Annotated in this window: 17 protein-coding genes; 8 read left to right on the top strand and 9 right to left on the bottom strand. The window is 69.0% G+C overall.

Annotated elements, in window-relative coordinates:
* Positions 1-221: 221 nt before the first annotated feature.
* Genes AB0M73_RS45575 through AB0M73_RS45555 form a run of 5 tightly spaced genes read right to left on the bottom strand, consistent with a single transcriptional unit; the run spans position 222 to position 6141 of the window.
* Positions 222-1229 (bottom strand): cellulase family glycosylhydrolase, encoded by a 1008-nt coding sequence (locus AB0M73_RS45575; protein ID WP_363905772.1) that lies wholly within the window; start codon positions 1227-1229, stop codon positions 222-224.
* Positions 1230-1241: 12 nt separating this feature from the next.
* The gene (locus AB0M73_RS45570; RefSeq protein ID WP_363905770.1) at positions 1242-2984 is read right to left on the bottom strand and encodes a beta-galactosidase family protein; all 1743 of its coding nucleotides are present in this window, start codon (positions 2982-2984) and stop codon (positions 1242-1244) included.
* Positions 2985-3007: 23 nt separating this feature from the next.
* Positions 3008-4339, bottom strand: a complete 1332-nt coding sequence (locus tag AB0M73_RS45565; protein WP_363905768.1) for a sugar ABC transporter substrate-binding protein — start codon at positions 4337-4339, stop codon at positions 3008-3010.
* A gap of 30 nt (positions 4340-4369) precedes the next feature.
* Positions 4370-5233: a carbohydrate ABC transporter permease gene (locus tag AB0M73_RS45560; protein ID WP_363905766.1), complete on the bottom strand. Its 864-nt coding sequence runs from the start codon at positions 5231-5233 to the stop codon at positions 4370-4372.
* Positions 5230-6141 carry a sugar ABC transporter permease gene (locus AB0M73_RS45555; protein WP_363905765.1) on the bottom strand — a complete coding sequence of 304 codons (912 nt, stop codon included), beginning with the start codon at positions 6139-6141 and terminating at the stop codon, positions 5230-5232. The genes AB0M73_RS45560 and AB0M73_RS45555 overlap by 4 nt, the downstream gene beginning before the upstream one ends.
* 160 nt (positions 6142-6301) lie before the next feature.
* Here AB0M73_RS45555 and AB0M73_RS45550 point away from each other — a divergent pair, with 160 nt between their 5' ends.
* Both AB0M73_RS45550 and AB0M73_RS45545 read left to right on the top strand, forming a co-directional pair.
* Positions 6302-7288 (top strand): LacI family DNA-binding transcriptional regulator, encoded by a 987-nt coding sequence (locus AB0M73_RS45550; RefSeq protein ID WP_363905774.1) that lies wholly within the window; start codon positions 6302-6304, stop codon positions 7286-7288.
* A 138-nt stretch (positions 7289-7426) separates the two neighbouring features.
* Positions 7427-10585 (top strand): family 43 glycosylhydrolase, encoded by a 3159-nt coding sequence (locus AB0M73_RS45545; protein WP_363905763.1) that lies wholly within the window; start codon positions 7427-7429, stop codon positions 10583-10585.
* Between the two features lie 101 nt (positions 10586-10686).
* On the opposite strand, the gene AB0M73_RS45540 is transcribed toward AB0M73_RS45545, so the two are convergent.
* Positions 10687-13800: a glycosyl hydrolase 115 family protein gene (locus AB0M73_RS45540; protein WP_363905761.1), complete on the bottom strand. Its 3114-nt coding sequence runs from the start codon at positions 13798-13800 to the stop codon at positions 10687-10689.
* A gap of 557 nt (positions 13801-14357) precedes the next feature.
* Between AB0M73_RS45540 and AB0M73_RS45535 the strand changes: the two genes are divergently transcribed.
* From AB0M73_RS45535 to AB0M73_RS45515, 5 genes are all read left to right on the top strand, one after another.
* On the top strand, positions 14358-16340 hold the full coding sequence (locus AB0M73_RS45535; RefSeq protein ID WP_363905759.1) for a glycoside hydrolase family 6 protein: 1983 nt from the start codon (positions 14358-14360) through the stop codon (positions 16338-16340).
* 154 nt (positions 16341-16494) lie between these two features.
* Positions 16495-17634, top strand: coding sequence for a cellulose binding domain-containing protein (locus AB0M73_RS45530; RefSeq protein ID WP_363905757.1), 1140 nt, complete (start codon positions 16495-16497; stop codon positions 17632-17634).
* A 328-nt stretch (positions 17635-17962) separates the two neighbouring features.
* On the top strand, positions 17963-20053 hold the full coding sequence (locus tag AB0M73_RS45525) for an RICIN domain-containing protein (protein WP_363905755.1): 2091 nt from the start codon (positions 17963-17965) through the stop codon (positions 20051-20053).
* A 221-nt stretch (positions 20054-20274) separates the two neighbouring features.
* A complete protein-coding gene (locus AB0M73_RS45520) occupies positions 20275-21009 on the top strand; it encodes a hypothetical protein (protein WP_363905753.1) in 735 nt (244 codons plus the stop codon).
* A gap of 184 nt (positions 21010-21193) precedes the next feature.
* Entirely contained in the window at positions 21194-22663 is a 1470-nt protein-coding gene (locus AB0M73_RS45515) for an arabinofuranosidase catalytic domain-containing protein (RefSeq protein ID WP_363905751.1), read from the top strand.
* 66 nt (positions 22664-22729) lie between these two features.
* Here the strand turns inward: AB0M73_RS45515 and AB0M73_RS45510 are convergent, their stop codons facing one another.
* From AB0M73_RS45510 to AB0M73_RS45500, 3 genes are all read right to left on the bottom strand, one after another.
* Positions 22730-23758 (bottom strand): LacI family DNA-binding transcriptional regulator, encoded by a 1029-nt coding sequence (locus tag AB0M73_RS45510; protein ID WP_363905749.1) that lies wholly within the window; start codon positions 23756-23758, stop codon positions 22730-22732.
* 167 nt (positions 23759-23925) lie between these two features.
* Positions 23926-24924, bottom strand: coding sequence for a LacI family DNA-binding transcriptional regulator (locus tag AB0M73_RS45505; RefSeq protein ID WP_363905747.1), 999 nt, complete (start codon positions 24922-24924; stop codon positions 23926-23928).
* Between the two features lie 404 nt (positions 24925-25328).
* Entirely contained in the window at positions 25329-25658 is a 330-nt protein-coding gene (locus AB0M73_RS45500) for a hypothetical protein (protein ID WP_363905746.1), read from the bottom strand.
* On the opposite strand from AB0M73_RS45500, the gene AB0M73_RS45495 reads away from it, so the two are divergent.
* A complete protein-coding gene (locus tag AB0M73_RS45495) occupies positions 25626-25922 on the top strand; it encodes a hypothetical protein (protein WP_363905744.1) in 297 nt (98 codons plus the stop codon). The genes AB0M73_RS45500 and AB0M73_RS45495 overlap by 33 nt on opposite strands.
* Positions 25923-26907: the final 985 nt, after the last annotated feature.

Genomic DNA, 26907 nt, shown 5'->3' with positions numbered 1-26907 from the left:
TCAGCGACCGCGCGCCGGCCGGCGCGCGGTCGCCGCGCGCCGGCCGACCGGCCAGATGGAGGGGCACTTGCGTTCAGTACGGGGGGTCGGCCCCGGGTATCTGCGCGAACAGGCTCCGCGTCGACGCCGGTGTGGCTTTCCCTTGGCCAGGCAGCCAAAGCGATGAGGTGGAGCCAGACGTGCGAACCGGAGGCCTGGTCCCTACCAGGTCCCCGCCGCGGTCAGCGGCCCCACGCCGTGGCCAGGAGGTCGGCCCCACTGCCGTTGTTGACGGTCAGCGACAGCGCGGTGCCGGTGCCGTGGAGCGCGGTGAGGGAGTAGGTGTCGCCCGTGCGCAGACCGGGCCAGTAGACCGAGCCCATGTGCAGCTCGCGCAGCCGCGTGGTGACGGACTGGAGGTAGGCGATCTCGTTGGAGCCGTTGATCGGCCCGTTGTAGTTGAGGCCGGTGGTCATGCTCGCACCGAACTCGTCCAGGATCGTCCGGCCGGAGCAGGTGCCGAGCCGCTGGTCGAAGTCGGCGAGCCACTGCTGCGGGTCGGTCCACGTGCTGTGCCAGAAGCCGTAGAAGTGCAGCGCGAGATGGGTGCCGGCCAGGCGGTTGTCCGCGCACACCGACTTGACGTCGTCGGCGTAGCCGGTGCCGTCGACGACGACCCGAGACCGCGGCACGTACCAGTAGGTCGACAGCCAGGAGGCGACGAGGCCGGTCCATTCCTGGCTGCTGTAGCCGAACGGCTCGTTCATCGGCTCGAAGTAGACGTTGGGGTAGACCGCGAACCGCGTGGTGATGCGCTGCCACATGGCGGCGAACGCGGTCGGGTCGTCAACACGGCCGTCCTTGGCGGTCGGCGACTCCCAGTAGCCGAGGATCACTTTGAAGCCCTTGGCCGTGGCGGCGTCGACGGCCGCGGTGTAGGACTGCCAGAACGGGCCGTTGACCGAGGCCGGGTTCACCGGCAGGCGCACGGTGTTGGCGCCGACTTTGGCCCGGAACTGGCCGATGATCGCGCTGGCCTTGGCGTAGGTGGTGGCGTAGCTGTCCGCTGTGGACAGACCGGACGGCACCACCGCGTCCGCGGCGTAGTTGTCGCGCGGGTCGGCCCAGTTCACGCCGCGGAACTCACTGGTGGTGGCGGCGCCCGCGGTCGGACCGGTGACGACCATCGCGCCGGCCACGCCGACGGCACAGCAGACCGCGGCAAGCCGGCGGCGCAACGTTGAGCTCATTGTCGACCTTCCTCAGGCTTCGGTGTGGCCGAGGCACGCCCGAGGGGCGCAGCGGACCACGGGGTCGATCATCGTGTCCAGTTCGAGCACGACGACGTCGTTGGCGCCGGCCCGGACCAGCGGTGCGGGCACGTAGAGCGTTCGCTGCGGGCCGCGGCGCCAGTAGCGGCCGAGCAGGAACCCGTTGAACCAGACCAGACCCTTGCCCCAGCCGGCGGTGTCCAGGAACAGGTCCGTCGACTCGGCGACCGTCAGCCGGCCGCGGACCAGCGCCGGCCCGGCCAGCGGCCCGGCGACCGCCGGGCCGTCGACGCTGCCGGGACAGCGGTCCGGCAGCGTCGCGGCGTCGATCGGGAGCACGTCCCAACCGGTCAGCGTCCGCCCGTTCAGGCTGACGCCGTCCATGATCCCCTTGGGTTCGCCGAGCCGGGGACCGTAGTCCACGCGGCCGAGGTCCTCGATCAGCAGCGTCAGCTCACCGCTGGTCACCGGCAGCCCGATGGCCTCGTCATGGTGCTCCCGCAGCAGCGTGCCGAGCCGCACGTCGTCGAGAAAAACCGTGACCCGGTCCCGAATCTCGCCGAACACCAGCACGGCCGGGCCGTCGCTGGCGATCTGTGTGCGCGCCAGCATCAACCGTGGCATCGGCGACAGATCATCGAAGGCGGGCAGCGTCGGCCACTGATCCCACTGTCCCGGCGCCGCCAGCAACGGGAACGGATCGTGCAGGGACGTGACCGGCGTCGGCAACGGCTGCGCCGGTGGAGGCACGCTGTCGGGAACCTTGTGGTACCGCGCGATGACGTCCCGGAACGCGTGGTACTTGGCGGTCGGGTTGCCGGCCTCGTCCAACGGCGCGTCGTAGTCGTAGGAGGTGACGATCGGCTGGTACGTGCCCTTGTCGTTGGCCCCGTTGGTCAGGCCGAAGTTGGTGCCGCCGTGGAACATGTAGATGTTGACCGAGGCGCCGGCCGCCAGCAGCGCGTCCAGCTCCGCCGCGGACTCCTCGACGCTCGTCGTGTGGTGGTGCGCGCCCCAGTGGTCGAACCAGCCGCACCAGAACTCGCTGCACATGAGCGGGCCGGTGGGTTGGTGGACGCGCAGGGTCGCAAGCCGTTCGGCGGCACGGGAACCGAACGACGCCGTGCGGTGCAGGCCGTCGAGACCGCCCGCCGCGAGCATGCCGTCCACCGTTTGGTCCACTGTGGTCAGTGGCACCGTGATACCGGACTCCCTGGTGTGGCGGGTGAGTTCGGCGAGGTAGCGGTGGTCATTGCCGTAGGCCCCGTACTCGTTCTCGATCTGGACCAGCAGCACCGGGCCGCCTCGGTCGATCTGATGGGGCACGACCACGCTGTACACCTGGCTGAGGTATTCCCGGACGGCGTCGAGGTAGCCGGGCTCGCAGCTGCGAACCCCCTCCTCGGGCAGCCAGGTCGGCAGGCCGCCGTTGTCCCACTCGGCGCAGATGTACGGACCGGGCCGCACGATGGCGTGCATGCCCGCGTCCGCGATCAGGCCGAGGAACCGGTCCAGGTCCAGACCGCCGGACAGGTCGAACGTGCCGCGTTCGGGCGCGTGGGCGTTCCACGGCACGTACGTCTCGATGGTGTTCAGGCCCATCCGTCGGGCCTTGTCGATCCGGTCCGCCCACTGGTCCGGGTGCACCCGGAAGTAGTGCAGCGCACCGGAAAGGATCCGGAACGGTTGCCCGTCGAGCAGGAAGTCGGCGTCGCCGATGGCGAACTCAGCCATGCGTGGTCGTGCCTCCGGTCAGGTCAGCCCGCGCTGACGGTGAAACCCTGCTGGTTGCCGTAGTCGACGAGCGTGGCCTGCCAGGCCTTCAGTCCGCCGCCGATGGCCGTGCCGTCGAGGTAGGACTTGCCGACGGTGTCGCCGTAGACGCTGTTGGCGTAGAGCTGGTACGGCAGGTAGCTCCAGCCCTTGGCCACCGCGCCGCTGGCTGCGGTCAGCACCTGGTTGACCTGCTGGCCGCCGAAGTACGGGTCGGCGGCGTTCAGGAACGCCGGCGAGTTCAGATCCGCGGTGGTGGAAGGGAAACCGCCGCTGGCGATGAACGGCTTGATGCCGTTGCCGTGGTTGAGCCAGCGCACGAACGCCGTGGCCAGCGCCGGATTCGAGCTCTGCTTGAGCACCGACTCCGTGCTGCCGCCGTTCTCCGCGCTGACCGGCTGGCCGTCGTAGGTCGGCATCGGGGCGACCGCCCACTTGCCGCTGCCCGCGGCCACCGAGGACTTGAACACGCCGGGCATCCAGGCGCCGGTGACCAGGGTGGCGATCGTGCCGTCGCCCAGCTCCCGGTACCAGTCGTCGCTCCAGCCCTTGACCGTGGACAGCAGCTTGCCCTGGACCAGCTGGTCCCAGACCTTGGTCCACTTCTGCGCGCCGGCGTCATTCAGGTTGATCTTGACGTTGCGGCCGTCCGTGCTGAACGGGTGGCCGCCGGCCTGCCAGATCATGCTGGTGGTGAAGCCGGGGTCGCCGGTGTCGGAGGTGATGAACTTGGTCGGGTCGGCGGCGTGCAGCTTCTTGGCCGCGTCCAGGTACTCGTCCCAGGTCTTCGGCACGGCGATGCCGAACTTGTCGAAGTCCTCCTTGTTGTAGAACAACGCCATTGGGCCGGAGTCCTGCGGCAGCCCGAACAGCGCGTTGCCGACGGTGACACTGGACCACGTCGAGGCGGTGTAGTCCTTCTGGAACGCGCCGAAGCCGTACTGGTTCAGGTCGACCAACGAGCCGGGCAGCGCGAACTGCGGCAGCGCCTGGTACTCGATCTGGGCCACGTCCGGACCACCGGAGCCGGCCTTGATCGCGTTCTGCAGCTTGGTGTACTGGTCCTTGCCGGTGCCGGCGTTGACCAGGTTGACCTTGACGTTCGGGTACTCCTGCTCGAACGCGGCGACCTGCGCCTTGGCCGACGGGGTCCAGGTCCAGTAGGTGATCGTGCCGCCGGCCTTGAGCGCGGCGTCGACCGAGTCCTGGGTGCCGGTGGCCTTGGCCGTGTCCTGGGCGGGCGAGCCGCACGCGGTGGCCAGCGCGGCGGCCAGCGCCAGCGCGGCGATTGCTCTGTGGCGGCGGGATAGTGCCATCGGGAAATTCCTTCGCGACGTGGTGACTGGTTACTGCTTGACACTTCCCGCGGTCAGCCCGGACTGCCAGAACCGTTGCAGGAAAAGGAAAGCGATCACGAGCGGGACGATGGTGAGCACCGACCCCGTGATCACGAGGTTGTAGACCGGCTGCGCCGCGGCGCCGATGGCCTGTGCGTTCCACTGGTTGAGCCCGACCGTGAGCGGGTACCAGTTCGGGTCGCTGAGCATGATCAGTGGTAGGAAGTAGTTGTTCCAGGTGGCCACCACCGCGAACAGGGCGACGGTCACGATGCCCGGCGCCAGCTGGCGCAGTGTGACGGCGAGGAAGATGCGGATCTCGCCGGCGCCGTCGATGCGGGCCGCCTCCATCATCTCGTCCGGGATGGCATCGGTGGCGTACACCCAGATCAGGTAGAGGCCGAACGGGCTGATCAGCGACGGGATGATCACCGCGAGCGGCGTGTCGGTCAGGCCGAGCCGGCTGAACAGCAGGAAGGTCGGCACGGCGAGCGCCGTGCCCGGAACCGCGATCGCGCCCAGCACCACGGCGAACACCGCCTGCCGGCCGCGGAACCGGTACTTGGCCAGACCGTAGCCGGCCGCGGTGGCCAACACGGTCGCGCCACCGGCGCCGACCACGACGTAGAGCAGGGTGTTGCCCAGCCAGCGCAGGAAAATCCCGTTGTTGTAGGTGAACGTCTGCCCGATGTTGTCGAACAGGGCGAAGACCCCGCCGAAGGACAGGCCCGGCGTGGACAACAGGTCGGGCTGGGTCTTCGTCGCGCTGATCAGCAGCCACGCCAACGGAATCAGCGTGTAGAGCAGGTAGAGCGCCATCACCGCGGTCAGCGTGCGGGAGCGGCGGGGACGCAGCACGGAGGACATGGTCACCGCTCCTTCCGCTGGCCGCGCAGCTGCACGGCGTAGGCGATGATCGCCGTGATCACGCCCATCACGATGGCGACGGTGGCCGAGTAGTTGTACTGCTGGCCGGAGAAGGACAGGTTGTAGGCGTACATGTTCGGGGTGAAGTAGGTGGTGATCACGTTGGGCGCGAGCGAGCGGAGGATGTTCGGCTCGTTGAACAGCTGGAAGCTGCCGATGATGGAGAAGATGGTGGCGACCACGATCGCGCCGCGGATGGCCGGCAGCTTGACGCTGAGGATCGTGCGCAGCGTGCCGGCGCCGTCGATCGCGGCGGCCTCGATCTGGTCCGGCGGCACGACCTTGAGGGCCGAGTAGAAGATCAGCATGTTGTAGCCGACGAACTCCCAGGTCACGATGTTGCCGATGGACGTGAGGATCCAGTTGGCGGACAACGGTTGCACGGCGTCCTGGCCGAGCAGGTGGTTCAGGTCGGCCGCCAGTCCGAAGTGGTCGCCGTAGATGAAGCCCCACATCAGCACCGCGACCACGCCGGGCACCGCGTACGGCAGGAAGATCACCATCCGGAAGAAGCCGGCGGCGTGCAGGCGGGCGCTGTCGATCGCGAAGGCCGCGACCAGGACCAGCAGCAACATGATCGGCACCTGCACGGCCAGGAACAGCAGCACGCGCAGGAAAGCGTTCCAGAAGTTGGCGTCGGCCAGCGCCTGGGTGTAGTTGCCGAGGCCGACGAACACCGTGCCGCCGAAGAACGCCTGGTCGCGAAACAGGCTCAGGCCGAACGCATAGACCAGCGGGGCCAGGAACGTCAGCGCGAACACCACCGCGAACGGCGCGACGAAGATCCAGCCGCGCCGGCCACGCGCTCGGACCGCGCCCGCCCGGTTCGGGGGTGAGCCCACGGTGGACGTCATCGTCCCTCCGGTTTCGAACGCCGAATCGACGACTCGGCACGGATGTTTACGTCAACATGAGTTGGGCGAGGCTAACCTGTTGACGTAAACATGTCCAGGGGCGGAAACCAGGGAGAGTTCGGTGCGACAGAGTCCCGGTGCAGGTCAGCGCGGGCCGTCCATGGCCGATGTGGCCCGGGAGGCCGGCGTTTCCGGGCAGACCGTGTCGCGGGTGGCCAACGGCCGGTCGAACGTGGACGCCGACACCCGCGAGCGCGTGCTGGCGGCGATGCGGCGCGTCGGCTACCGGCCCAACAGCGCCGCCCGCGCCCTGCGCAACGGGCGGTTCCGCACCATCGGCGTGATCGTCTCGTCGCTGTCCACCTTCGGCAACAGCCGGACCCTGGACGCCATTGCGGCCGCCGTCGTCGACCAGGACTTCTCGATCGTGCTCATGACCGTGCCGAAGTCCACCCAGGGCGAGGTCACCGGGGCGTTCAGCCGGCTGGGCGAGCAGGCCGTCGACGGCGTGATCATCCTGATCGAGCAGCACCAGTTGGACCGCAACGAGATCGAGCTGCCGCGGGGCCTGCCCGTCGTGGTGATCGACTCCAGCGCGCGGCACCCCTCCCCGGTGATCGACACCGACCAGGCCGAAGGGGCCGCCTCCGCGACCCGACACCTGCTGGAGTTGGGGCACAGCACCGTCTGGCACATCGCCGGCCCGCCCCAGTCCTACGCTGCGGAGCGCCGGTTCAAGTCGTGGCAGACCGTGCTGGAGGCGGCCGGCCGGCCCGTGCCGCCCGTGCTCGTCGGCGACTGGTCCGCCGCGTCCGGCTACACGCACGGCCAGCGGCTCGCAGCGGATCCGTCCGTCACCGCCGTGTTCGCCGCCAACGACCAGATGGCACTCGGTCTCATCCGGGCCCTGCACGAGGCCGGCCGCGACGTGCCCGGCCAGGTCAGTGTCGTGGGCTTCGACGACATGGCCGAGGCCGCCCATTTCTGGCCCCCGCTCACCACCGTGCGCCAGTCCTTTGACGACGTGGGCCGGCATGCCGTCGCCGCACTGGTCGGAGAGATCACGAACGATCGTCGGGAACCCGCCGCGGTCCGCATCCCGACCGAGCTCGTCATCCGGTCCAGCACCGCGCCGCCGCCGCAGTGATCACGCCCGGCGGGGTGAGCGCGGGCTTCGAGCCTTGACCGTCGACCTGACAGGAACTTAATGTCGAGATGCGCTCGGAGTGTTAGCGCTAACACTACTGCCATCCCAGGGCGCGCGGCGAGAAAGAAGACCACAACGATGAAGTTGTCCCTGTTACGCCGTCTCGGCGTCGCGCTGGCCGTGGCGGCCACGGTCCTTCCCCTCGGCGGAGGGATGGCCGACGCGGCGCCACGTTCCGCCGTCCACACCGAGGCCGACTCACCCGTGCGCGACGCGGCGAACGCGCTGTCCGTGCCGAACATCGACGATGTCCGCGGCAACCTGACCCTGCCCGCCGCCGGCCCGAACGGCGCTTCCGTCACGTGGACGTCGTCCGACCGCAAGGTGATCACGCCGACCGGCGAGGTCACCCGTCCCCCGGCGGGCGGCACACCGGCCAAGGTCACGCTGACGGCGACGGTGCGGCTCGGGCGGGACAGCGCCAGCCGGCGGTTCGCCGCCACCGTCACGCCGCTCCCACCGAAGGAACCGCTGGCGGGGTACAGCTTCTTCTACTTCACCGGCGAGGGAACCTCGAACGGGGAACAGATCTACTCCGCCGCCAGCAAGGGCAACGACCCGCTGAACTGGAGCGAGCTCAACAACGGGCAGCCGGTGCTCAAGTCCAGCCTCGGCGAACTCGGCGTGCGCGACCCGTTCGTCATGCGCTCCCCCGACGGCGACAAGTTCTACCTGCTGGCCACCGATCTGAAGATCAACGGCGGCCGCGGCTGGGACGCCGAGCAGCGCACCGGCAGCCGGTCGATCATGATCTGGGAGTCCGACGACCTGACCCACTGGTCGCGGCAGCGCAGCGTGCAGGTCGCGCCGCCGAGCGCCGGCAACACCTGGGCCCCGGAAGCCTTCTGGGACGCCAAGCGCGGCGACTACGTGGTCTTCTGGGCGTCCAAGCTGTACGCGGACAACGACCCCGGCCACACCGGCGACAGCTACAACCGCATGATGTACGCGACCACCCGCGACTTCGTCACCTTCAGCGCGCCCAAGGTGTGGATCGACCCCGGCTACTCGGTGATCGACTCGACGGTGATCCAGAACGGCGGCGACTACTACCGGTTCACCAAGGACGAGCGGAACAACTCGTCCTCCTCGCCGTGCAGCAAGTACATCCTGGAGCAGAAGGCTGCCGACCTGCTCGACCCGGACTTCGACTTCGTCGCCGAGTGCATCGGCAAGGCCACCGCGACCAGCCCCGGCCTGTCCGCGGGCGAGGGTCCGACCGGCTTCAAGTCCAACACCGAGAACAAGTGGTACCTGTTCATCGACGAGTACGGCGGCCGCGGCTACGTGCCCTTCGAGACCACCGACCTCGACTCGGGCAAGTGGACCATGTCCACCGGCGCCCACCTGCCCGCGTCGCCGCGGCACGGCACGGTTCTGCCGGTCACCCAGGCCGAACTGAACCGGCTGACCGCTCCCCCGGCCCCGGTCAAGGCCGACCATGACGGCCTGGTCGCGCACTGGCCGCTGGACGCGAAGTCCGGCCTGGTCGCGGCCGACACCACCGGTCACGGCTATGACGGAGCACTGGCCGGCGACGTGGCCTGGTCCGGAGGCGCGCTGTCCTTCGGCGGCACGAACGGCCATGTCCAGTTGCCCAACAATCTGCTCACCGGAGCCGACGCCGCCACGGTCTCGGCCGACGTCCTCGTCGATCCACGGCAGCAGACACCGTACTTCCTCTGGGGCTTGGGCAATACGGCGCCGTCCGGCGTCGGCGACGGCTATCTGTTCGCCACCGGCGGCACCGCGGACGGCGGCCTGCGCGGCGCGATCGCGACCGGAAACTGGGCCACCGAACAACAGGCGCCCGCCAGTGGCGCGCTGCCACGCGGCGTCTGGAAGAACCTGACCCTGACCGTCGGCAACGGCGTTGAGGTGCTGTACCTGGACGGGGTCGAGGTCGGCCGGAACACCAGCGCCACGATCAAGCCGTCGGACATCGGCGGCGGCCTCACGGCGGCGAACTACCTCGGCCGCTCGGTGTACGCGGCGGACAACTACTTCACCGGCAAGATGAAGGACGTCCGCCTCTACGACCGGGCACTGTCCGGTGACGACGTCGCCGCGCTGCCGTCGAACAGCACCCTGATCCACTCCGTCGACCTGGCCTCGCTCAAGGCCCCGGCCGTGATCGACAGCACCGCGGGCACCGTCGTGCTGCCCGTCCAGCCGGGCACCGACCTGCGCCGGCTGGCCCCGAAGTTCGGGCTCGCACCGGGTTCACGGATCGAGCCGGGCAACGGCCGCCCCGTGGACCTGAGCCGGCCCAGGACGTACACCGTCACCGGGCCGAAGGGCGGCAGTCGCGTGTGGACGGTCGAGGCGCACGAGATGCGCAGCCCGGTGCTGCCCGGGCTCAACGCCGACCCGAACATCGTGGCGTTCGGCGACACGTACTACATCTACCCGACCACGGACGGCTTTCCCGGTTGGGGCGGCACCAAGTTCTCAGCCTGGTCGTCCAAGGACCTGGTCAACTGGACCAATCGCGGCGTGGTGCTCGACCTCGGCCCCGACGTGAGCTGGGCCGACAAGAACGCGTGGGCGCCGACGATCGCCGAGCGGGGCGGCAAGTACTACTTCTACTTCTGCGCCGAGGCCAAGATCGGCGTCGCGGTCGCCGACTCGCCGACCGGGCCGTTCAAGGACTCGGGCAAGCCCCTGATCGCCGCGAACCCCGACGGCGGCCAGGCCATCGACCCCGCGGTGTTCATCGACCACAGTGGACAGCCCTATCTGTACTGGGGCAACGGGAACGCCTACGTGGCGCCGCTGAACTCCGACATGGTCTCGTACGACCCGGCCCGGATCACCCGCCTCACCGGCCTGGCCGACTTCCGTGAGGGCATGTTCATGGTGGAGCGCCAGGGCACGTACTACCTGAGCTGGTCGATCGACGACACCGGCAGCGAGAACTACCGGGTCGGCTACGCCACCTCGACCAGCCCGACCGGGCCGTTCACCAACCGCGGCGTGATCCTGAGCAAGGACCCCGAACTCGGCATCCTGGGCACCGGCCACAGCTCGATGCTCCAGGTGCCCGGCACCGACGACTGGTACATCGCCTACCACCGGTTCGCCATCCCCGGCGGGGACGGCACGCACCGGGAGACCACCATCGACAAGCTGGTCTTCAACCGGGACGGCACCATCGCCCCGGTCAAGCCGACGCTGGAAAGTGTCAAACCGCAGTGGATCTCGCCGGGACACTGCGGCCACAACCGGTACTACTGAGCCCAGGCCCTGAACCCCATCTCGACCGGCAAGCTCGTCGAGAACTGAGCAACCGACGAAGCGCCCCTTCCCCGTGCGGGGAAGGGGCGCTTTGCCATGCCTCAGGGGATTCGGTGGCTCTCGGGCGGACCGAGGTAGCTCGGCCGCAGGCCGCCGGTGTCCACCACCAGCTTCTGCAGCACCACAGTCGGGTCCACCATCCAGAACTTCAGCACGTGGGCGCCGGGTCCGGTGACGGTGTGCTTCGTGGCGGTGAGGTTGACGTTGTCGGAGATGGTCCACTCCCACTGGCGGTTCATCGCGGTGGAGTCGGCGCCCGTCGCCTTGATGATGTCGACGACCTGCGGCTGCGCGTCGTCGAAGGCCACCGCGTAGCGCAGGCCCGGCGAGGCGAGCACGTTGCTCCGCGGCGAGAGATAGGCCCACACCGTCAGGGTTCCCGCGGTGAACAGCGTCATCCGGTACTCCAGCCGCGGACCCTGCCCCGGCACCTGGGAGGCCGCGGCGACGGGGAAAGGCTTCATCCCCGACCCGGTGCGGCCGAGGTCCGGGACGCGCCGCCACGACGCCGCCGCCGTGCCCACCTGAGCGGTGCAATGCTCCGCCTCCATGGACACGTAGCCGTTCGCCTCCACGAAACCGTTACGCCACCTCGAAGGAAGCGATCGGTTGGAGACAACGGCGTGCACGGTCACGCTGCGGCCCGCGCCGCTGACCACGATCGGCACCTGCGTCGTGCCCTTCGGCGCCTTGGACCAGTCGACCCGCAACGTCGCGCGCACCTGCTTGTCCACCCGCCCACGCGCCGGCTGCGCCTGAAGCCACGACGCACCCGGCGTGATCGTGTAGTCGAATGCCGTTGTGCCGCGGTTGAACACGTCGATGTACTGCGCGGGTTGCGACTGGTACGGGCTGAACTCGGGCAGCACCGGTGTCGTCGACTCCGCCGGCCACCAACGGTCCGAGCCGTCGATGGCGACGCCTAGTTCGGCGGCCTTGGACGGCGTGACCCGCCGCACGGCGGGGAAGATGACGTCAGCGATAGCGGCGTTGTCGAGCTGCGGCTGTTGCCAGGACGCGTCCTGGCCGTAGCGCGCCACATCGCCGTAGTCAATGTGCGGCTGTGTCTGGAAGCCTTTCCACTTCCCGCCGGCGATCGTCGCGTTGAACTTGTCGGCCAGCGCGAGATCGTCGGCGAAACGGGCCTCCGCGGTGGCCGCCAGGTCATTGGCGGAGGTCCTGCCCTGCGCGGCATAGAGGATGTTGGTGAATTCCGCCCGCCGCAACGCATACAGGTTCGCGCTCGCCTTGACCTCGTAGAGCACCAGCTCGTAATAGGCGTCCTGGTAGCTCGCGGGAAGCTCGTCCGCGATCCGCTCGGCGCGATCCGTCAGCTGCCGCCACTGCTCGGTGACCCGGTCGAGCTCCTGGTAGTCGACCAGGCTGAACGGGCTGGCCTGGTCGTCGTAGACGATCGCGGACCGGTCGGTCGCCGGGTCCTTGCCCGGCACGATGGTGATCTTCCGGTTGAGCAGCTCCGGCTTGCGCCGGGACTGGAGCATCCCGTACGTGTGCAGCACTCCGGCGATGGCGGCGGCGGTCCGCTCACCGAAGCTCTGCCGGGCGTACTGCTGCTCCCAGGCGGACAGCTGCTCCGCCGGCAAGGGGTTCCAGGCCTGGTCGAGAAAGAACTGCAATGGCAGCTCGTTGCCCTTCATGTCGCCGACATTGGCCACCCACAGCCGGTTCACGCCGTACTCGGCGGCCTGGTTGAGCTGCTCCCAGGCGTTGGCGATCAGGCTGGTGTCCACCCACTTGTAGCAGCGGGCGGCGCCGACGTAGTCGAAGTGGTAGTACAGGCCGTAACCGCCGGCTCGCGGCGGCAGCGTGGGGTCGGGCAGCTTGCACATGTTCCCCCAGTTGTCGTCGGGGAACACCACGGTCACGTCGTCCGGCGGCCGCAGCCCCTGCTGCCAGTACCGCAGAACCTCCTTGTAGAGCGTCCAGACCTGCGGTGTGGACGCCGGGTCCTTGCCGGTCTTCTCGGCCAGGATCGCGCGCTGTGCGGCGATGATCTCCTGCATCAGGTCCTTGCTGTCGCCGTCGGGCAGCGCGGTGTCGCCGTTGCCGCGCATCCCGACCGTGACGACACCGTCGATGTTCTGGTCGACCATGCGCCGGATGCCGTCGGTCCAGTACGCCCTCAGCGCGTCCGGGTTGCGGCGGTAGCTCCACTCCCCCGTGCCGCCGTACGCGTCGTGCCCCGGCGTCACGATCTTGCCGTCGGCGTCCCGCACCGCGGCCACGGCGTGCCGGTTCCACTCCTCGATGCCCCGCAGCATCGGCGCCTCGTGCGAGGTGCCCATGACAATGCCGTACCGGGTGGCGGTCGCGTGGTTGGCGGGGTCGTCCTCGGCGAAGGCTCGGCCCCACACCGCCGGCCACAGGTAGTTCGCCCGCAGCCGCAGCATGGTCTCGAAGACCTGCTCGTAGAACTTGTGGTTGAAGCCGTCGGCGTGCCCCGGCGCCAGCCCGGGACCGAAGAACGCCGGCGCCCACGTGCCCAGCGCCGGGTTCTCGTCGTTGATGAACAGCCCCCGGTACTTCACGAACGGCGTGCCCAGGCTGTGTCGGCCGGCCTGCACGTGCAGCTCGTCCTGATGTGCCACGGGGACGTCGTCCCAGAAGTGCCAGGGCGAAACGCCGATCAGCCGGGAGATGTCGTAGGCGCCGAAGATGGCGCCCCGCTGGTCGCTGCCGGTGATCACCAACGCCCGCGCCACTCCCGGACGCGGATCGGCCACGACTTCGGTGAGCGAGGTCTCCCACTTGCCGGCGATCCCGGTCACGTCGAGGCGGCCTGCGGACACCAGGTCGCGGACGAGCGGGCTGCGGTCGATCGACCCGATCAGCACCAGCTGCGAGGCCGTCGGTATCTCGTCGACATGCAGGGCCGGCCGGATCCCGGTGACGCGCTCGAGGTCCGCCTGCAGGTCGCCGGCGACCCGGAGCACGCCGGGATGATCGCTGCCACTGACGACCAGCGCGGTGGCCTTCCCGCCCGACACCAAGGGAAAACTGCCCGTGCCGGCCCGGTCGGACACGTAGCCGGGTGCGGCGAGCGCCGTCCCGGCCCGCGCGGTCGCCGCGCCCGCGGCGAGGATTCCGAGCAGTCGCAGGAAGTTCCGTCTGGCCAGTTCGGCCGATGAGGTCATCGTCGTCCTCCGGAGATCAGCGGCTGGAGCGGGTTCGGGCGAGCAGCCAGAGCCGCCACGGCACGCCAGGCGTGCGGTCAGCCCGCCGAAGGATCCGAGGCTTGGTGACGACCCCGCACAAGGCCCGCCTCCACGGGAGAACCTCGTTGTCGACAACGTTCTCCTGATCAGGCCGTCGGATCGCGAATTCGACGGTAGAAGGCGGGATCAGCCGAGTCAAGCTCGCTTCCTGCGAAACATTTTTCGATACTCCGTTCACCCGACCAGCCGTCCCCGGCCCCGCGACGAGGATGTGGGACCCGACGAGGCCAGGAGGCTGGCGCGCTCGTCGATCGTCGGTGGAACGCGGCGCCCGGCCTGAAATATTTCAGTGCGAAACGGGAATCTTTCAGCGCGAAACCGGCGCTGACCTCGCGGGCCACCGTCGGAAAATTCAGTCCGTTGACTTCTCAATCGCGGCGGCCAACTCTCCGACCAGCCGTCCTCACGGTCGGTAGCCCCTTCCGCACCTCCGTCCCGGACACCGTGGCGGACGTCTTCAAGGAGTGAGGACCGAAGTGTCCCGAACCATCCAGGCGCTACGCGCCGGCGCGGTGTCGCTGGCCGTCGCCGCGTCGGTGCTCTCGCCGCTGACGGTGACCGCGGCGCACGCGGCCACACACGTGGCCAACCCGTATGTAGGCGCCACCCAGTACGCGAGCCCGGACTACGCTGCCGAGGTCAACGGCCAAGCCGCCGCCGACCGGGGCACGAACCCGGCGCTGGCCACGGCCGAGGCCAAGGTAGCGAACGACCCGACCGCGGTGTGGATGGACAAGATCGCCGCGATCACCGGCGACGGCGTCCACCACGGCCTGCAGTGGCACCTCGACCAGGCGCTGGCCCAGCGGCAGGGCAGCACGCCGATCACGGTCGAGGTGGTCATCTACGACCTGCCCGGACGCGACTGCGCCGCGCTGGCCTCCAACGGCGAGGTGCCGCCGACCGCCGCCGGCCTGACGACCTACGAGACCCAGTACATCGACCCGATCGCGGCGATCCTGGCCGACTCGAAGTACGCCGACGAGCGGATCGTCGCCGTCATCGAGCCGGACTCGCTGCCCAACGCCGTCACCAACGCGAGCAAGCCGGCCTGCGCCACCGCCGCCCCGTACTACGAGGCGGGCGTCGAGTACGCGCTGAACAAGCTGCACGCGATCGCCAACGTCTACAACTACGTGGACATCGCGCACTCGGCGTGGCTGGGCTGGTCGAGCAACATGCCGCCGGCCGCACAGGAGTTCGCCAAGGTGGCCAAGGCGACGACCGCCGGCTTCGCCAGCGTGGACGGCTTCATCTCCGACACCGCCAACTACACGCCGACCACCGAGCCGTTCCTGCCGAACTCCACCCTGCAGGTGGGCGGCCAGCCGGTGGACTCGTCGAAGTTCTACCAGTGGAACCCGTACTTCGACGAGAAGAGCTACGACGAGGCGATGTACTCGCAGCTGGTGGCCCAGGGCTTCCCCGCGACCATCGGCATCCTCATCGACACCTCGCGCAACGGCTGGGGCGGCCCGAACCGGCCGACCTCGCTCAACTCCTCGCCGACCACGCCGGACGCCTACGTCGCGGCCAACAAGATCGACCAGCGGTCCTTCCGCGGCGACTGGTGCAACCAGAACGGCGCGGGCCTGGGCGCGGCGCCCACCGTCCAGCCCTACGGGGCGGCCGACCCGATCATCGGCTTCGTCTGGATCAAACCGCCGGGTGAGTCCGACGGCGACTACCCGACCGCCTCGCACAGCCACGGCGATCCGCACTGCGACCCCGCCGGCACCAACTCCGACGGCAACGGCGGCACCTACCCGACCGGCTCGATCCCCGGCTACGACGTCCAGGCCGGTCAGTGGTTCGGCGCCCAGTTCCAGCAGCTGGTGACCAACGCCTACCCGGCGCTGATCTCCGGCACCGGCACCGGCTCGGTCACGGTGACCAACCCGGGCAGCCAGACCAGCACCGTGAACACCGTTGCCAGCCTTCAGATCTCCGCCACCGACGCTGCCGGCGGCACGCTGACCTACAGCGCCACCGGACTGCCGGCCGGCCTGTCGATCGACGCCGCGACCGGTCGCATCTCCGGCACGCCCACGACCGCCGGCGTCTCGACGGTGACCGTGACGGCCCGGGACTCCAGCGCCGTCGCCGGCTCGGCGTCGTTCACGTGGACGGTGACCTCGTCCACCGGTGGCGGTGGCGGGGGCTGCTCCGCCACGTACACGGTCGGCAGCTCCTGGGACACCGGCTTCACGGCGAGCGTGACGGTGACCAACAGCGGCACCGCGGCGATCCAGTCGTGGAAGGTCACCTGGACGTGGCCGGGCAACCAGCAGATCACCAACGCCTGGAACGCGACCGAGTCGCACAGCGGCCAGCACGAGACCGTGTCGAACGCGGCCTACAACGGCGCGCTCGCCCCCGGGGCCAACACCTCGTTCGGCTTCCAGGCCGGCTACAGCGGAACGAACACGAGCCCGACGCTCACCTGCTCGGCGAGCTGACCGGCGGGAGGCCCCGCCAGGCCGCCCGCATCGTCACGGCCGCCACCGTGACGCGTACCAGACCCCCTGCGCCACAAGCGCTTTCCGGTCCGGCTTGGGCCGGGAGCGCTGCCGCCGCCCCAGTGCGGCGGACTTCCGAAAAGGGTGACACCTGATGTTCCTACGCCTCACCAGGCTCCGCGCGGCCGCGGCCGCCGCGGCGTTGACGCTGGCCGCCTCAGCGATCGCGGTGGCGGTCGGCGCGCCGACCGCGGCCGCCGCCACCTCCACCTGTTCCGGCAGCGGCACGATCTCGGCCGGGGACTACACCATCCAGGCCAACGAGTGGAACTCGTCGACCCAGCAGTGCCTCGACTACTCCGGCGGCACCGCGTGGTCGGTGAGCCAGGCCAACTTCAACCTGCCGACCAACGGCGCCCCGGCCACCTACCCGTCCATCTACAAGGGCTGCCACTGGGGCATGTGCACGGCCAACAGCGGCCTGCCGATCCAGGTGAGCAACCTCGGCAGCGCGGTGTCGTCCTGGAGCACCGTGCAGCCCGGCTCCGGGGCGTACGACGTCGCCTACGACATCTGGTTCAACTCCACCCCCACCACCAGCGGCCAGCCCGACGGCACCGAGATGATGATCTGGCTCAACAGCCGGGGCGGCGTGCAGCCGTTCGGCTCGCAGACCGGCACGTCCAACGCCGCCGGCCACAACTGGAACGTCTGGACCGGGCAGCAGTCCTCGTGGAAGATCATCTCCTACACGCTCGGCTCCGGCGGCACCTCGTTCGACAACCTTGACATCAAGGCGCTGGTCAACGACGCGGTCGCGCGCGGCTCGCTCAACCCCTCGCACTACCTGATCGACGCCGAGGCCGGCTTCGAGATCTGGCAGGGCGGCCAGGGCCTGGCCACCACCAGCTTCTCCTTCAACGCCACCCCCGGCAGCAACGGCGGCGGTGGCGGCGGTGGCGGCGGTGGTGGTGGCGGCACCGGCGGCAGCAGTGGATGCTCGGTGGCCTACACCGTGGGCAACCAGTGGGCCAGCGGCTTCACCGCCGACGTGACCGTCACGAACACCGGGACGGCGCCCACCCACGGCTGGAAGGTGACCTGGTCCTGGGGTGGCAACCAGCAGATCAGCAACGTCTGGAACGCGACCGAGAGCCACAGCGGTTCCAGCGAAACCGTGACGAACGCCGGGTACAACGGCACGATCGCCCCGGGCGGCAGCACCTCCTTCGGCTTCCAGGCCGGCTATTCGGGCGCCAACCCGGCGCCGACGCCGGTCTGCACGGCGAGCTGACGAATCGAGTCGACGCGCGTTCGACGGGTCCGGCCGACGCATCACCGGCGGCCGGGCCCGTCCGTTCGTCCGAAAGTTACATGTCACCGACGTGGGCCCAGCCCGACACCGCCGCGGCCGCCCGCCGGCCCGGCGAGCAGGCAGGACAACCGATCGACGGTGGACCGCCTCCGGCGCACCGGAATTCGGCCTTCCCTGCCGTCAACGCGACTCTTTGACCGCCGACACCCTCGACCCTAGCGTCCGAATCGAATCGCTTCGATTCGAGGCCGCGCGTCGACACACAGGTCGACCCGACGGCGACTCACAGCGGCAGGGAGGGTCATCGATGCACCTGGCTGATCAACGCAGATCCACGTCACGACTGCTGATTCCTCGGCGCACCGGGCTGGCCGGCCTGTTCGGCATCGCCCTGGCGGTGGTCACCGTGTTCGCGGCCACCACCGCCGACGCGGCCACGCCGGCCGAGGTCGTCGCCGTGGCGCCGTCGGACTCCCCCGGCACGATCGTCGCGAACGCGGCGAACGTCGTGCCGTCGGCCCGGCAGCTGGCCTGGGAACGGGCCGAGCGGATGGCGTTCATCCACTTCGGTGTGAACACCTTCGACGGCCGGGAGTGGGGCACCGGCACCGAGGACCCGAACATCTTCCAGCCCACCGGGCTCAACACCGACCAGTGGGCGACCTCGCTGAAGGACACCGGGTTCAAGGGCGCCGTCCTGACCGCCAAGCACCACGACGGCTTCCTGCTGTTCCCCTCGAAGTACTCCTCGTTCGGCGTCGCGTCGGACCACGCCTGGCAGGGCGGCCAGGGCGACGCGGTGAAGAGCTTCGCCGACTCCATGCACCGCGCCGGCTTGAAGGCAGGCATCTACCTGTCGCCGGCCGACCTGCACGAGAACCAGCCCGGCGGCAAGTTCGCCGACGGCAGTCCGTCCCGGCCGGTGACCATTCCCAGCGACCCGTCCGAGGTCGTCAACGGCATCACGTTCCACCTCGACTCGGACGACTACAACGCCTACTACGAGAACACGCTCTACGAACTGATGTCCCGCTACGGCAGCATCGACGAGCTGTGGCTGGACGGCGCCAACCCGACCGGCCGCAACCAGCCGTACAACTTCAGCGACTGGATCCAGATCGTCCGCGCGCTGCAACCCACCGCGTCGATCGAGAACGACGGCGGGCCGGACATCCGCTGGGTCGGCAACGAGAACGGCTACGCCCGCCAGTCCGAGTGGTCGGTCGTGCCCTACAACGGCAACGCGGCGACCGCCGCCGACACCGTCATCAATCCGCCCGGCGGCTACGCCGCGCCCGATCTGGGCAGCGACAGCCTGCTGTCCCAACGCAAGCAGGACGGGACCAGCGCCTGGAACCTGCTGCGCTGGTCGCCTCCCGAGTGCAACGGCACGCTGTCGGCCAACCACAACTGGTTCTGGCAGCCCGGTGACACCTGGCGCAGCGTGCCGGACCTGGAGGACATGTACTACAACTCGGTGGGGCGCAACTGCAACTTCCTGCTGGACGTCCCGCCGAACCGGCAGGGCGTGTTCGACCAGTCGGCGGTGACCGTGCTGTACCAGCTCAACGCCAGGATCAGTGGGACGTTCGGCGCCGATCTGGCCGGCGGCGCCACCGCGGCCGACGACGGCGGCACCTCGAACACCGCGGGCCACGCCCCGAACCTGGCCCTGGACGGCAACCTGGACACCTCGTGGCAGCCCACCGGCGCCACCGGCGCGCTGGTGCTGACACTGGCCGGCACACAGACGTTCGACGTCATCTCGGCGCAGGAGGATCTGCACGTCGGCCAACGCGTCGAGTCCTACGCCGTGGACGCGTGGAACGGCAGCGCCTGGAACCAGATCGCCAACGACACCACCATCGGCCAGAAGAAGCTCATCCGCCTGTCCTCGCCGGTCACCACCGATCGGGTTCGGTTGCGTATCACCGGTTCCCGGTCCACGCCGACCATCGCCGAGTTCGGTCTGTTCAAGCGTCCGGGCGGTGCCACCGCGCCCGGGAGCGTCGCCTCCGCCGCGTCCGGCAAGTGCCTGGACGTCAACGGGAGCAGTACGACGCCGGGCAGCCAGGTCCAGATCTGGGACTGCGACGGCGCCGCCAACCAGGGCTGGACGCACACCGCGGGCAACCAGCTCGCGGTGTACAGCGGAAGCGGCCAGCTCTGCCTTGACGCGTACGGCCAGGGAACCACGTCCGGCACGAAGGTCGTCACCTGGACCTGCAACGGCCAGGCCAACCAGCAGTGGACCGTCAACCCCAACGGCACCATCACCGGCGTCCAATCAGGACTGTGCCTGGACGTGACCGGGGCCGGCGCCACCAACGGCACTCCGGTCGAGCTGTGGAGCTGCAACGGCCAGAGCAACCAACAGTGGCGGGTCGCCCCCGCGTAGCGAACTCACGACACGAAACTCCCGGTCCGGCGTGCGCACTGACCGCACGCCGGACTGTCGCGCGTCGGTCGCACGCTTCCGTCGAAACACGTCGAACGCCTGCGGCTGCTCGCCGACAGACCTTCCGCGCGTCGAACGGGCGTCGAAAGCCTTGACGTGAGGGGAACTTCGTGCCGATGATGCGAAGCGCTTCACCCATCCCTCAATGTAGAGGAATCCTCATGTCTCACACCCTGCTCAAGCGCCGGTTCGCCGGACTGAAGCGAACAGTCACCGCGCCGGCGGCCGCGTTGCTCACCGCCTGCCTGGCCCTGACCGTGGCCGCCACGCCCGCCTACGCCGCGACCTGGGGCTCCTCCGACCAATGGGCGTCATGGAGCAACGGCGGTTACACGCTGTACAACGACGTCTGGGGCAACGGGGCCGGCCCACAGTCGATCTGGGCGAACTCCTACAGCAACTGGGGAGTGTGGTCGAACCAGCCCGACACCGGAGGCGTGAAGTCCTATCCGAACGCCACCAGATGGGTCGGCACGCCGATCAACTCGCTGAACTCGGTGACCTCGGGCTTCACCGTCTCGGTGCCGTCGGGCGGCGCCTACGAGACCACCTACGACATCTGGGACTCGTCCAACTCCAACGAGATCATGTTGTGGCTCAACCAGACCGGGCCGGTCGGGCCGATCGGCTCCTACGTGACGACCGTGTGGCTCGGCGGCTACAACTGGAACGTCTACAAGGGATGGAACGGAGCCAACAACGTCTACTCCTTCCTCAACACCGGCAGCTCGACGTCCGGGACCGTCAACATCCTCGACGTCATGAGATGGCTGGAGAACAGCGCACACTGGATCGGCAACGTCACCCTGGGCAACGTCCAGTTCGGCTGGGAGATCACCTCGTCCAGCGGTGGCATGAACTTCCAGACCACCAGCTACTGGGTCGCCTACAACTGATCGGCCGGCCCCGTCGAAGCATCTTGACGACGCGTCCACCGGGGGGCGATAGTGATGGCCGCCACGCACGGTCCCCTAAGTCCATCCCGAGCCATCTCCTTCGCCCTCAAATATGTTAGCGCTAACAGTCCCGGTGGTTCCCGAACACCGAAGCACCACCCGCCATGAACAAGGGAGTTCACATATGGCCTTACGACCGTGGAAGTCACGCACCGGGCGGCTGCTTCTGACCGCGGGCGCCGCGGCACTGCTCGCGGCCGGTGTCGCCGTCGGCACGGCTCCGGCGGCGCCGGCCGCCACCCAGGGACCATGTGACATCTACTCGGCCGGCGGGACGCCCTGCGTGGCCGCGCACAGCACCACCCGCGCGCTCTACGGCTCCTACTCGGGCAGCCTCTACCAGGTCAGGCGCTCGTCGGACAACGCGACCAGGGACATCGGCGTGACCAGCGCCGGCGGGTACGCCGACGCCGCCGCGCAGGATTCCTTCTGCGCCAACACGACGTGCCTCATCACGATCATCTACGACCAGTCCGGCAAGGGCAACAACCTCACCCAGGCGCCCGCGGGCGGCGCCGCCGGCGGCCCCGACAACCTGGCCAACGCCACCGCCGCCCCCACAACCCTCAACGGGCACAAGGCCTACGGCGTCTACGTGGCCGCCGGCACCGGCTACCGCAACAACCACACCTCGGGCATCGCGACCGGCGACCAGTCGGAGGGCATGTACGCCATCTTCGACGGCACCCACTTCAACGGCGGCTGCTGCTTCGACTACGGCAACGCGGAAACCAGCAGCAACGACACCGGCAACGGCCACATGGAAGCCATCTACTTCGGCAACATCAAGGTCTGGGGCTACGGCGCGGGCAACGGCCCCTGGGTGATGGCGGACCTGGAGAACGGGCTGTTCTCCGGCGTGAACGCCGGGTTCAACGCCAACGACCCGAGCGTCAACTACCGCTACCTGACCGCCATCGTCAAGGGAGAGCCGAACCAGTGGGCCATCCGCGGCGGCAACGCGCAGTCCGGCGGCCTGTCGACGTTCTACAGTGGACAGCGGCCGAACGTCTCGGGCTACAACCCGATGCACAAGGAGGGCGCGATCATCCTCGGCATCGGCGGTGACAACAGCAAGGGCTCCGCCGGCACCTTCTACGAGGGCGTGATGACGTCGGGTTATCCGTCCGACGCCACCGAGAACGCGGTGCAGGCCAACATCACCGCGGCCGGCTACGGCGCCGGCGGCACCGGCGCGAGCAGTGGCCCGCTGCACGCGGTCGGCGCGGGCAAGTGCCTTGACGTGCCGAACGGGACCACGACCCTGGGCACCCAGACGCAGATCTACACCTGCAACGGTCTGGCCCCCCAGAACTGGACGCGCACCTCGTCGAACCAGCTGACGGTCGCGCTCGGCGGCACCACGCTGTGCCTGGACGCCTACAACCAGGGCACCACCGCCGGAACCAAGGTCGTGACCTGGTCCTGCAACGGGCAGGCCAACCAGCAGTGGAACGTCAACTCCGACGGCACGATCACCGGCGCGCAGTCGGGGCTCTGTCTCGACGTGACGGGCGCGTCCACCGCCGACGGGGCACTGGCCGAGCTGTGGAGCTGCAACGGGGGCAGCAACCAGCAGTGGACCCTGGGGTAAGCGAGGCTTGCCGCAGGTGCGTGCCGGGGCAGCGTTTATCGCGCCCCGGCACGTGACTATGTGCGGTCAGGTCGACCCGCGGACGACGAGTCGGGTGTCCAGGACCGCTCGGCGGCGGTGCGGGGCCGGCGTCTGGATCAGTGCGAGCAGTTCCCTGACCATCAGGCCGCCCATGTCCTCGATCGGCTGGCGCACGGTGGTGAGCTGGGGTTCGGTCTGCCGGGCGATCGGCGAGTCGTCGAAACCGACGACGGCGATGTCCTGAGGCACCCGCCGGCCATGCCGGCGTAACGCGCGTAACGCCCCGGCGGCCATCAGGTCGGAGGCGCAGAAGATCGCGTCCACGTCGGGCTGCCGGTTCAGCAGCAGTTGCACGGCATGGTCGCCGGAGGACTGGCCGAAGTCGCCGTAGGCGATCAGCCGGGGATCGAACCGGCCGACGTCCAGCAGCGCGGCCCGGTAGCCGGCGAGCCGGTCCACTCCGACGGCCATGTCACCGGGACCGGCGATCGTCGCGATCGTCCGTCGCCCGGATTCGATCAGGTACCGCACGGCACGCTCGGCGCCGCCGCGGTTGTCCGCGTCCACGTAGCACAGGTTCTCGGCGTCCGGGCCGATCGGACAACCGCAGAACATCACCGGCACGGACACGTCCGCCAGGTCGATGGGACAACGCCCGTGCATGCTGACCAACAGCGCGCCATCGACGCTGCCGCCTCGCAGATAGCGCACGGCGGCGGACTGGTAGTCCTGCGGCGAGCGAAGCATGAGCAGCACCAACTGCATCCCGGTCGGCGCCAGCTCGCGGCTGGCGCCCCACAGCACGCGCGCGAAGAACGGGTCGGAGAACACGCGGGAGCCCTCCTCGCACACGATGAACGCGATCGAGCCGGTGCGCTCCGGTTCACTGTCGCGTGTCGACCGGCGTCGCGCGTAGCCCAGTTCCGCCATCGCGTTCTCGACCTGTCGCCGGGTCTCCGGCCGAACCTGGTGGAACCCGTTGAGCACACGGGACGCGGTAGCGGGCGAGACGCCGGCCGTGCGCGCCACGTCCGCCAGTGTCGGGCGCTCGCCCGAAGTCGGCACCGTGGTCACAGCCACCTCCTGGTCACAACAGCACACACACCGTTACCCCGATGTCACAGGATGGAACTTGTGGCGGCAATGTCCGTCAACCAGGAGGTGACCGAACCCAGGCACAGGCCATGAAAGTTTCAGAAGCGACCGCATGGCCGCCACAGGGCAGCGCCAGGCCGGTGGAGTCATGTCGATTCGCGCAGCACCAGGCTGGTCGGCAGGACAACCGTCCGGCGCCGTCCGTCGGCGGCGAGCAGTTCGGCGACCGACCGCGCTCCCATCTCCTCGACCGGCTGTCGGACAGTGGTCAGGCGCGGCGTCGTGTGCCTGGCCACTGTGGCGTCGTCGAACCCGATGACGGCCACCTGGTCCGGCACGCGCACGCCCAGCCGGCGCAGTGCGCGCAGCGCGCCGAAGGCCATCAGGTCCGAGGCCGCGAACACGGCGTCGAGCGCTGGATGCCGATCCAGCAGGCGCAACATGGCGTGCTCGCCCGACTCGACGGTGAAGTCCCCACGGCAGACGATCCCGTCCGGCGCCAGACCTCCCTCCGCCAACGCGCTGCGATAGCCGGCCAGGCGGTCGTCGGCCACGATCATGTTGCTCGGTCCCGCTATCGTGGCGATGGACCGTCGGCCCGACGAGATCAGGTACGACACGGCCTGCCGGGCCCCACCCGTGTTGTCCGCGTCCACACAGGACAGTCCGCCCGCGGCGGGCCGGCCGACACAGATGACCGGCACCCCGGCATCCCGCACCACCTGTGCCGGCGTCGCGTCGGACTGCATTCCCACCATCACGACGCCGTCGACGTGGCCGCCGCAGAGGTAGCGCAGCAGCGTGTCCCGAGGGGCGTTCCGCAGGGCCGTCGACACGACCAGCTCGCGGCCGGCCCGCAGCGCGCCGCGCTCGGCGCCGACCAGCAGCCGGCCGTAGAAGGAGTCGCGCTGGTATCGCAGCATGTCGTCGAGCACGACCACCGACACCGCGCCGCTGTGCCCGCACACGAGGTGTGGCGACCGCTGGCGCACGTAGCCCAGTTCGGCCACGGCCCGCTCGACCCGAGCCGCGGTGTCCCCGTTCACCGGCGCCGACCGGTTGAGCACCCGTGACGCTGTCGCCACGGAAACGCCGGCCCATCGAGCCACGTCAGCCAGCGTCGGCTGAGGATCGGGTGCGACCATCAAGACACTCCTCACCAGAGCGCGCCTCGCGACCTACGCGCTCACGCCGCCACTCGAATCGAGCGTCCGACCGACGGCCGAACCACCGGGCCATAATCGAGACAATCGACGCCGTGGCTCACACAATGTCGATCGACTGCCACCGAAGGAAACAGGGGTGAATCGAGCCACCGATGTCCGTTGTAAATGTTTACATTTCCGCATCCGACGAACCGGCCGGCCTCGACCGCCCCGCATGCTCGGCAAACGTGGCGGCAGTCGGCGTCAAATGGGACACAGCTGGCAGGGCGGCCATTCGGGTTCTCCGGGAGAGTGCGCGAATTGACACCAAGGCTAGTCAGCCACGTCGGTGTTCGACAACATTTCGACGAATGTCACGGCGTGAACGACGCGCATTCCGGGCGTCACCCCTCCTGGCGACACGACGTCAGCAGGACGTCCGGGCGCCCGCAGCGGTGAAGCAGGTTTTCGGCGGACCGTGTGAGGCGGTCGAGCACGTTCTCGACATCGACGTCGATCAGCCGGCGGCGGTGTTTCCGGAGGTGGCCGTCGACGATGACGGTGTCGTCATTGCTGGTGTCCATGAGGCCGACCACCGCCCCGGCCGCGTGGTTGACCGGCCCGGCGTTGAGGGTTCGCCCGTTGAGAACGACGACATCGGCCTTCTTGCCCGGAGTCGGCGATCCGACCATGCCGTCGACATGAGCGGCTTCGACGCCGCCGAGGGCGGCCATGCGGAGGATCTCGCGGGCCGCGACCGGGGCGCTCGCCTCGGCCTGATGCAGCTGCCCCGCTGCAAGGCGAACGCCGTCCGCATCTGCGAGAACAGGTCGACAGCGCCGAGGCTGACCGCGTCGGCGCTCAGCCCGGTCGCAACAGCATGGTCGGTGGCGGCCTGGATGGCCGGCCGCCCCATGCCCACCTTCGGACTGGGACTCCTCGTCAGCGGCCTTGAGAGCTGCGCACGAACCAGCCGTCCTAGCGGCACAGCCGAGTAGGCACGAGGATGACGAGCACCGCCGCTCCGCCACCACTCGCAGTCGGACCGGCTCGACAAGGCCGCCACCAGAGCTCGGCGACGCCCGATCGAGTGATGTCAGCCAGTCCCCCGCAGGGCGCTCACCTGCGAAAACTCACCCGCCAGCCAAGACGGGCGATACCCCGTGCACCCGATCCCAGAAAATCTATGGTGGCTGGGGTAGACATTCACGCCTGGCCGTGTGTACTGTCCTCCCCATCACAAGAGAAGAAAACGTCCGTCAGGCACGGGAGATGACGAACTACCCGTGAAGCAGGTGCTGGACGGTCGACCACGGCGGAGCCGATCAGTGAACGGGGCTTCGGCGTGCGGCCAAGGATCGCGTCGGTGGATCGCTTCGACCACAGGATCCCGGCGGCGGTCGAGCAAGGAACGCAAGAGGGATGGACGCGGGAGATGACGAACTACCCGCGAGCACGACGCAGGACGGGGCCCGCCGGAGTCGATCGCCGGCCCGACGGGTCACCGGGGTTCAGCAGTGCAGTGTCGAAAACGCGGTACCGAAGGTGCAATGTCGAAAACGCAGTGCCAGTAGGACGGTCAGGTGCGCCGGAGCCGATCAGTGAACGGGGTTCCGGCGGGTGGCCAGCGCCATCACGTGCTGGAACCGGAGTACGCAAGGGGTTTCGGCCGGTGGTGGACGCGCAAGCAGACGCAGGACCAGCAGTAGCAGCATCATCAGCAGTTGAAGCAGGTCGGAAAGTCAGAGGAGAAGGGAAGGGTCACACACCGTTGCCTCGCTCGCCGGTTGCGTCTCGCCGCGCGGGTGCCGCAGTCCCATCGGATTGGAAGGTGGTCTCCGGTCACGCAGTTGCGATCTCCGCGGGCTCGGCTTCACACGAGGGCCACGCGGAAACAGAGAACCGATCTCACGGTCGGTTGATGGTGGTGAAACCCTAACCCCTGGGGCCCCGGCGCGCCAATCGCCCGGGCCCCCCCGGATG

Origin of the sequence: Kutzneria sp. NPDC051319 (genome assembly GCF_040682195.1) — a bacterium.
Classification (GTDB): Bacteria; Actinomycetota; Actinomycetes; order Mycobacteriales; family Pseudonocardiaceae; genus Kutzneria.
Note: the sequence above shows the minus strand (reverse complement) of the source record. Positions and strands in the feature narration are given on the sequence as shown.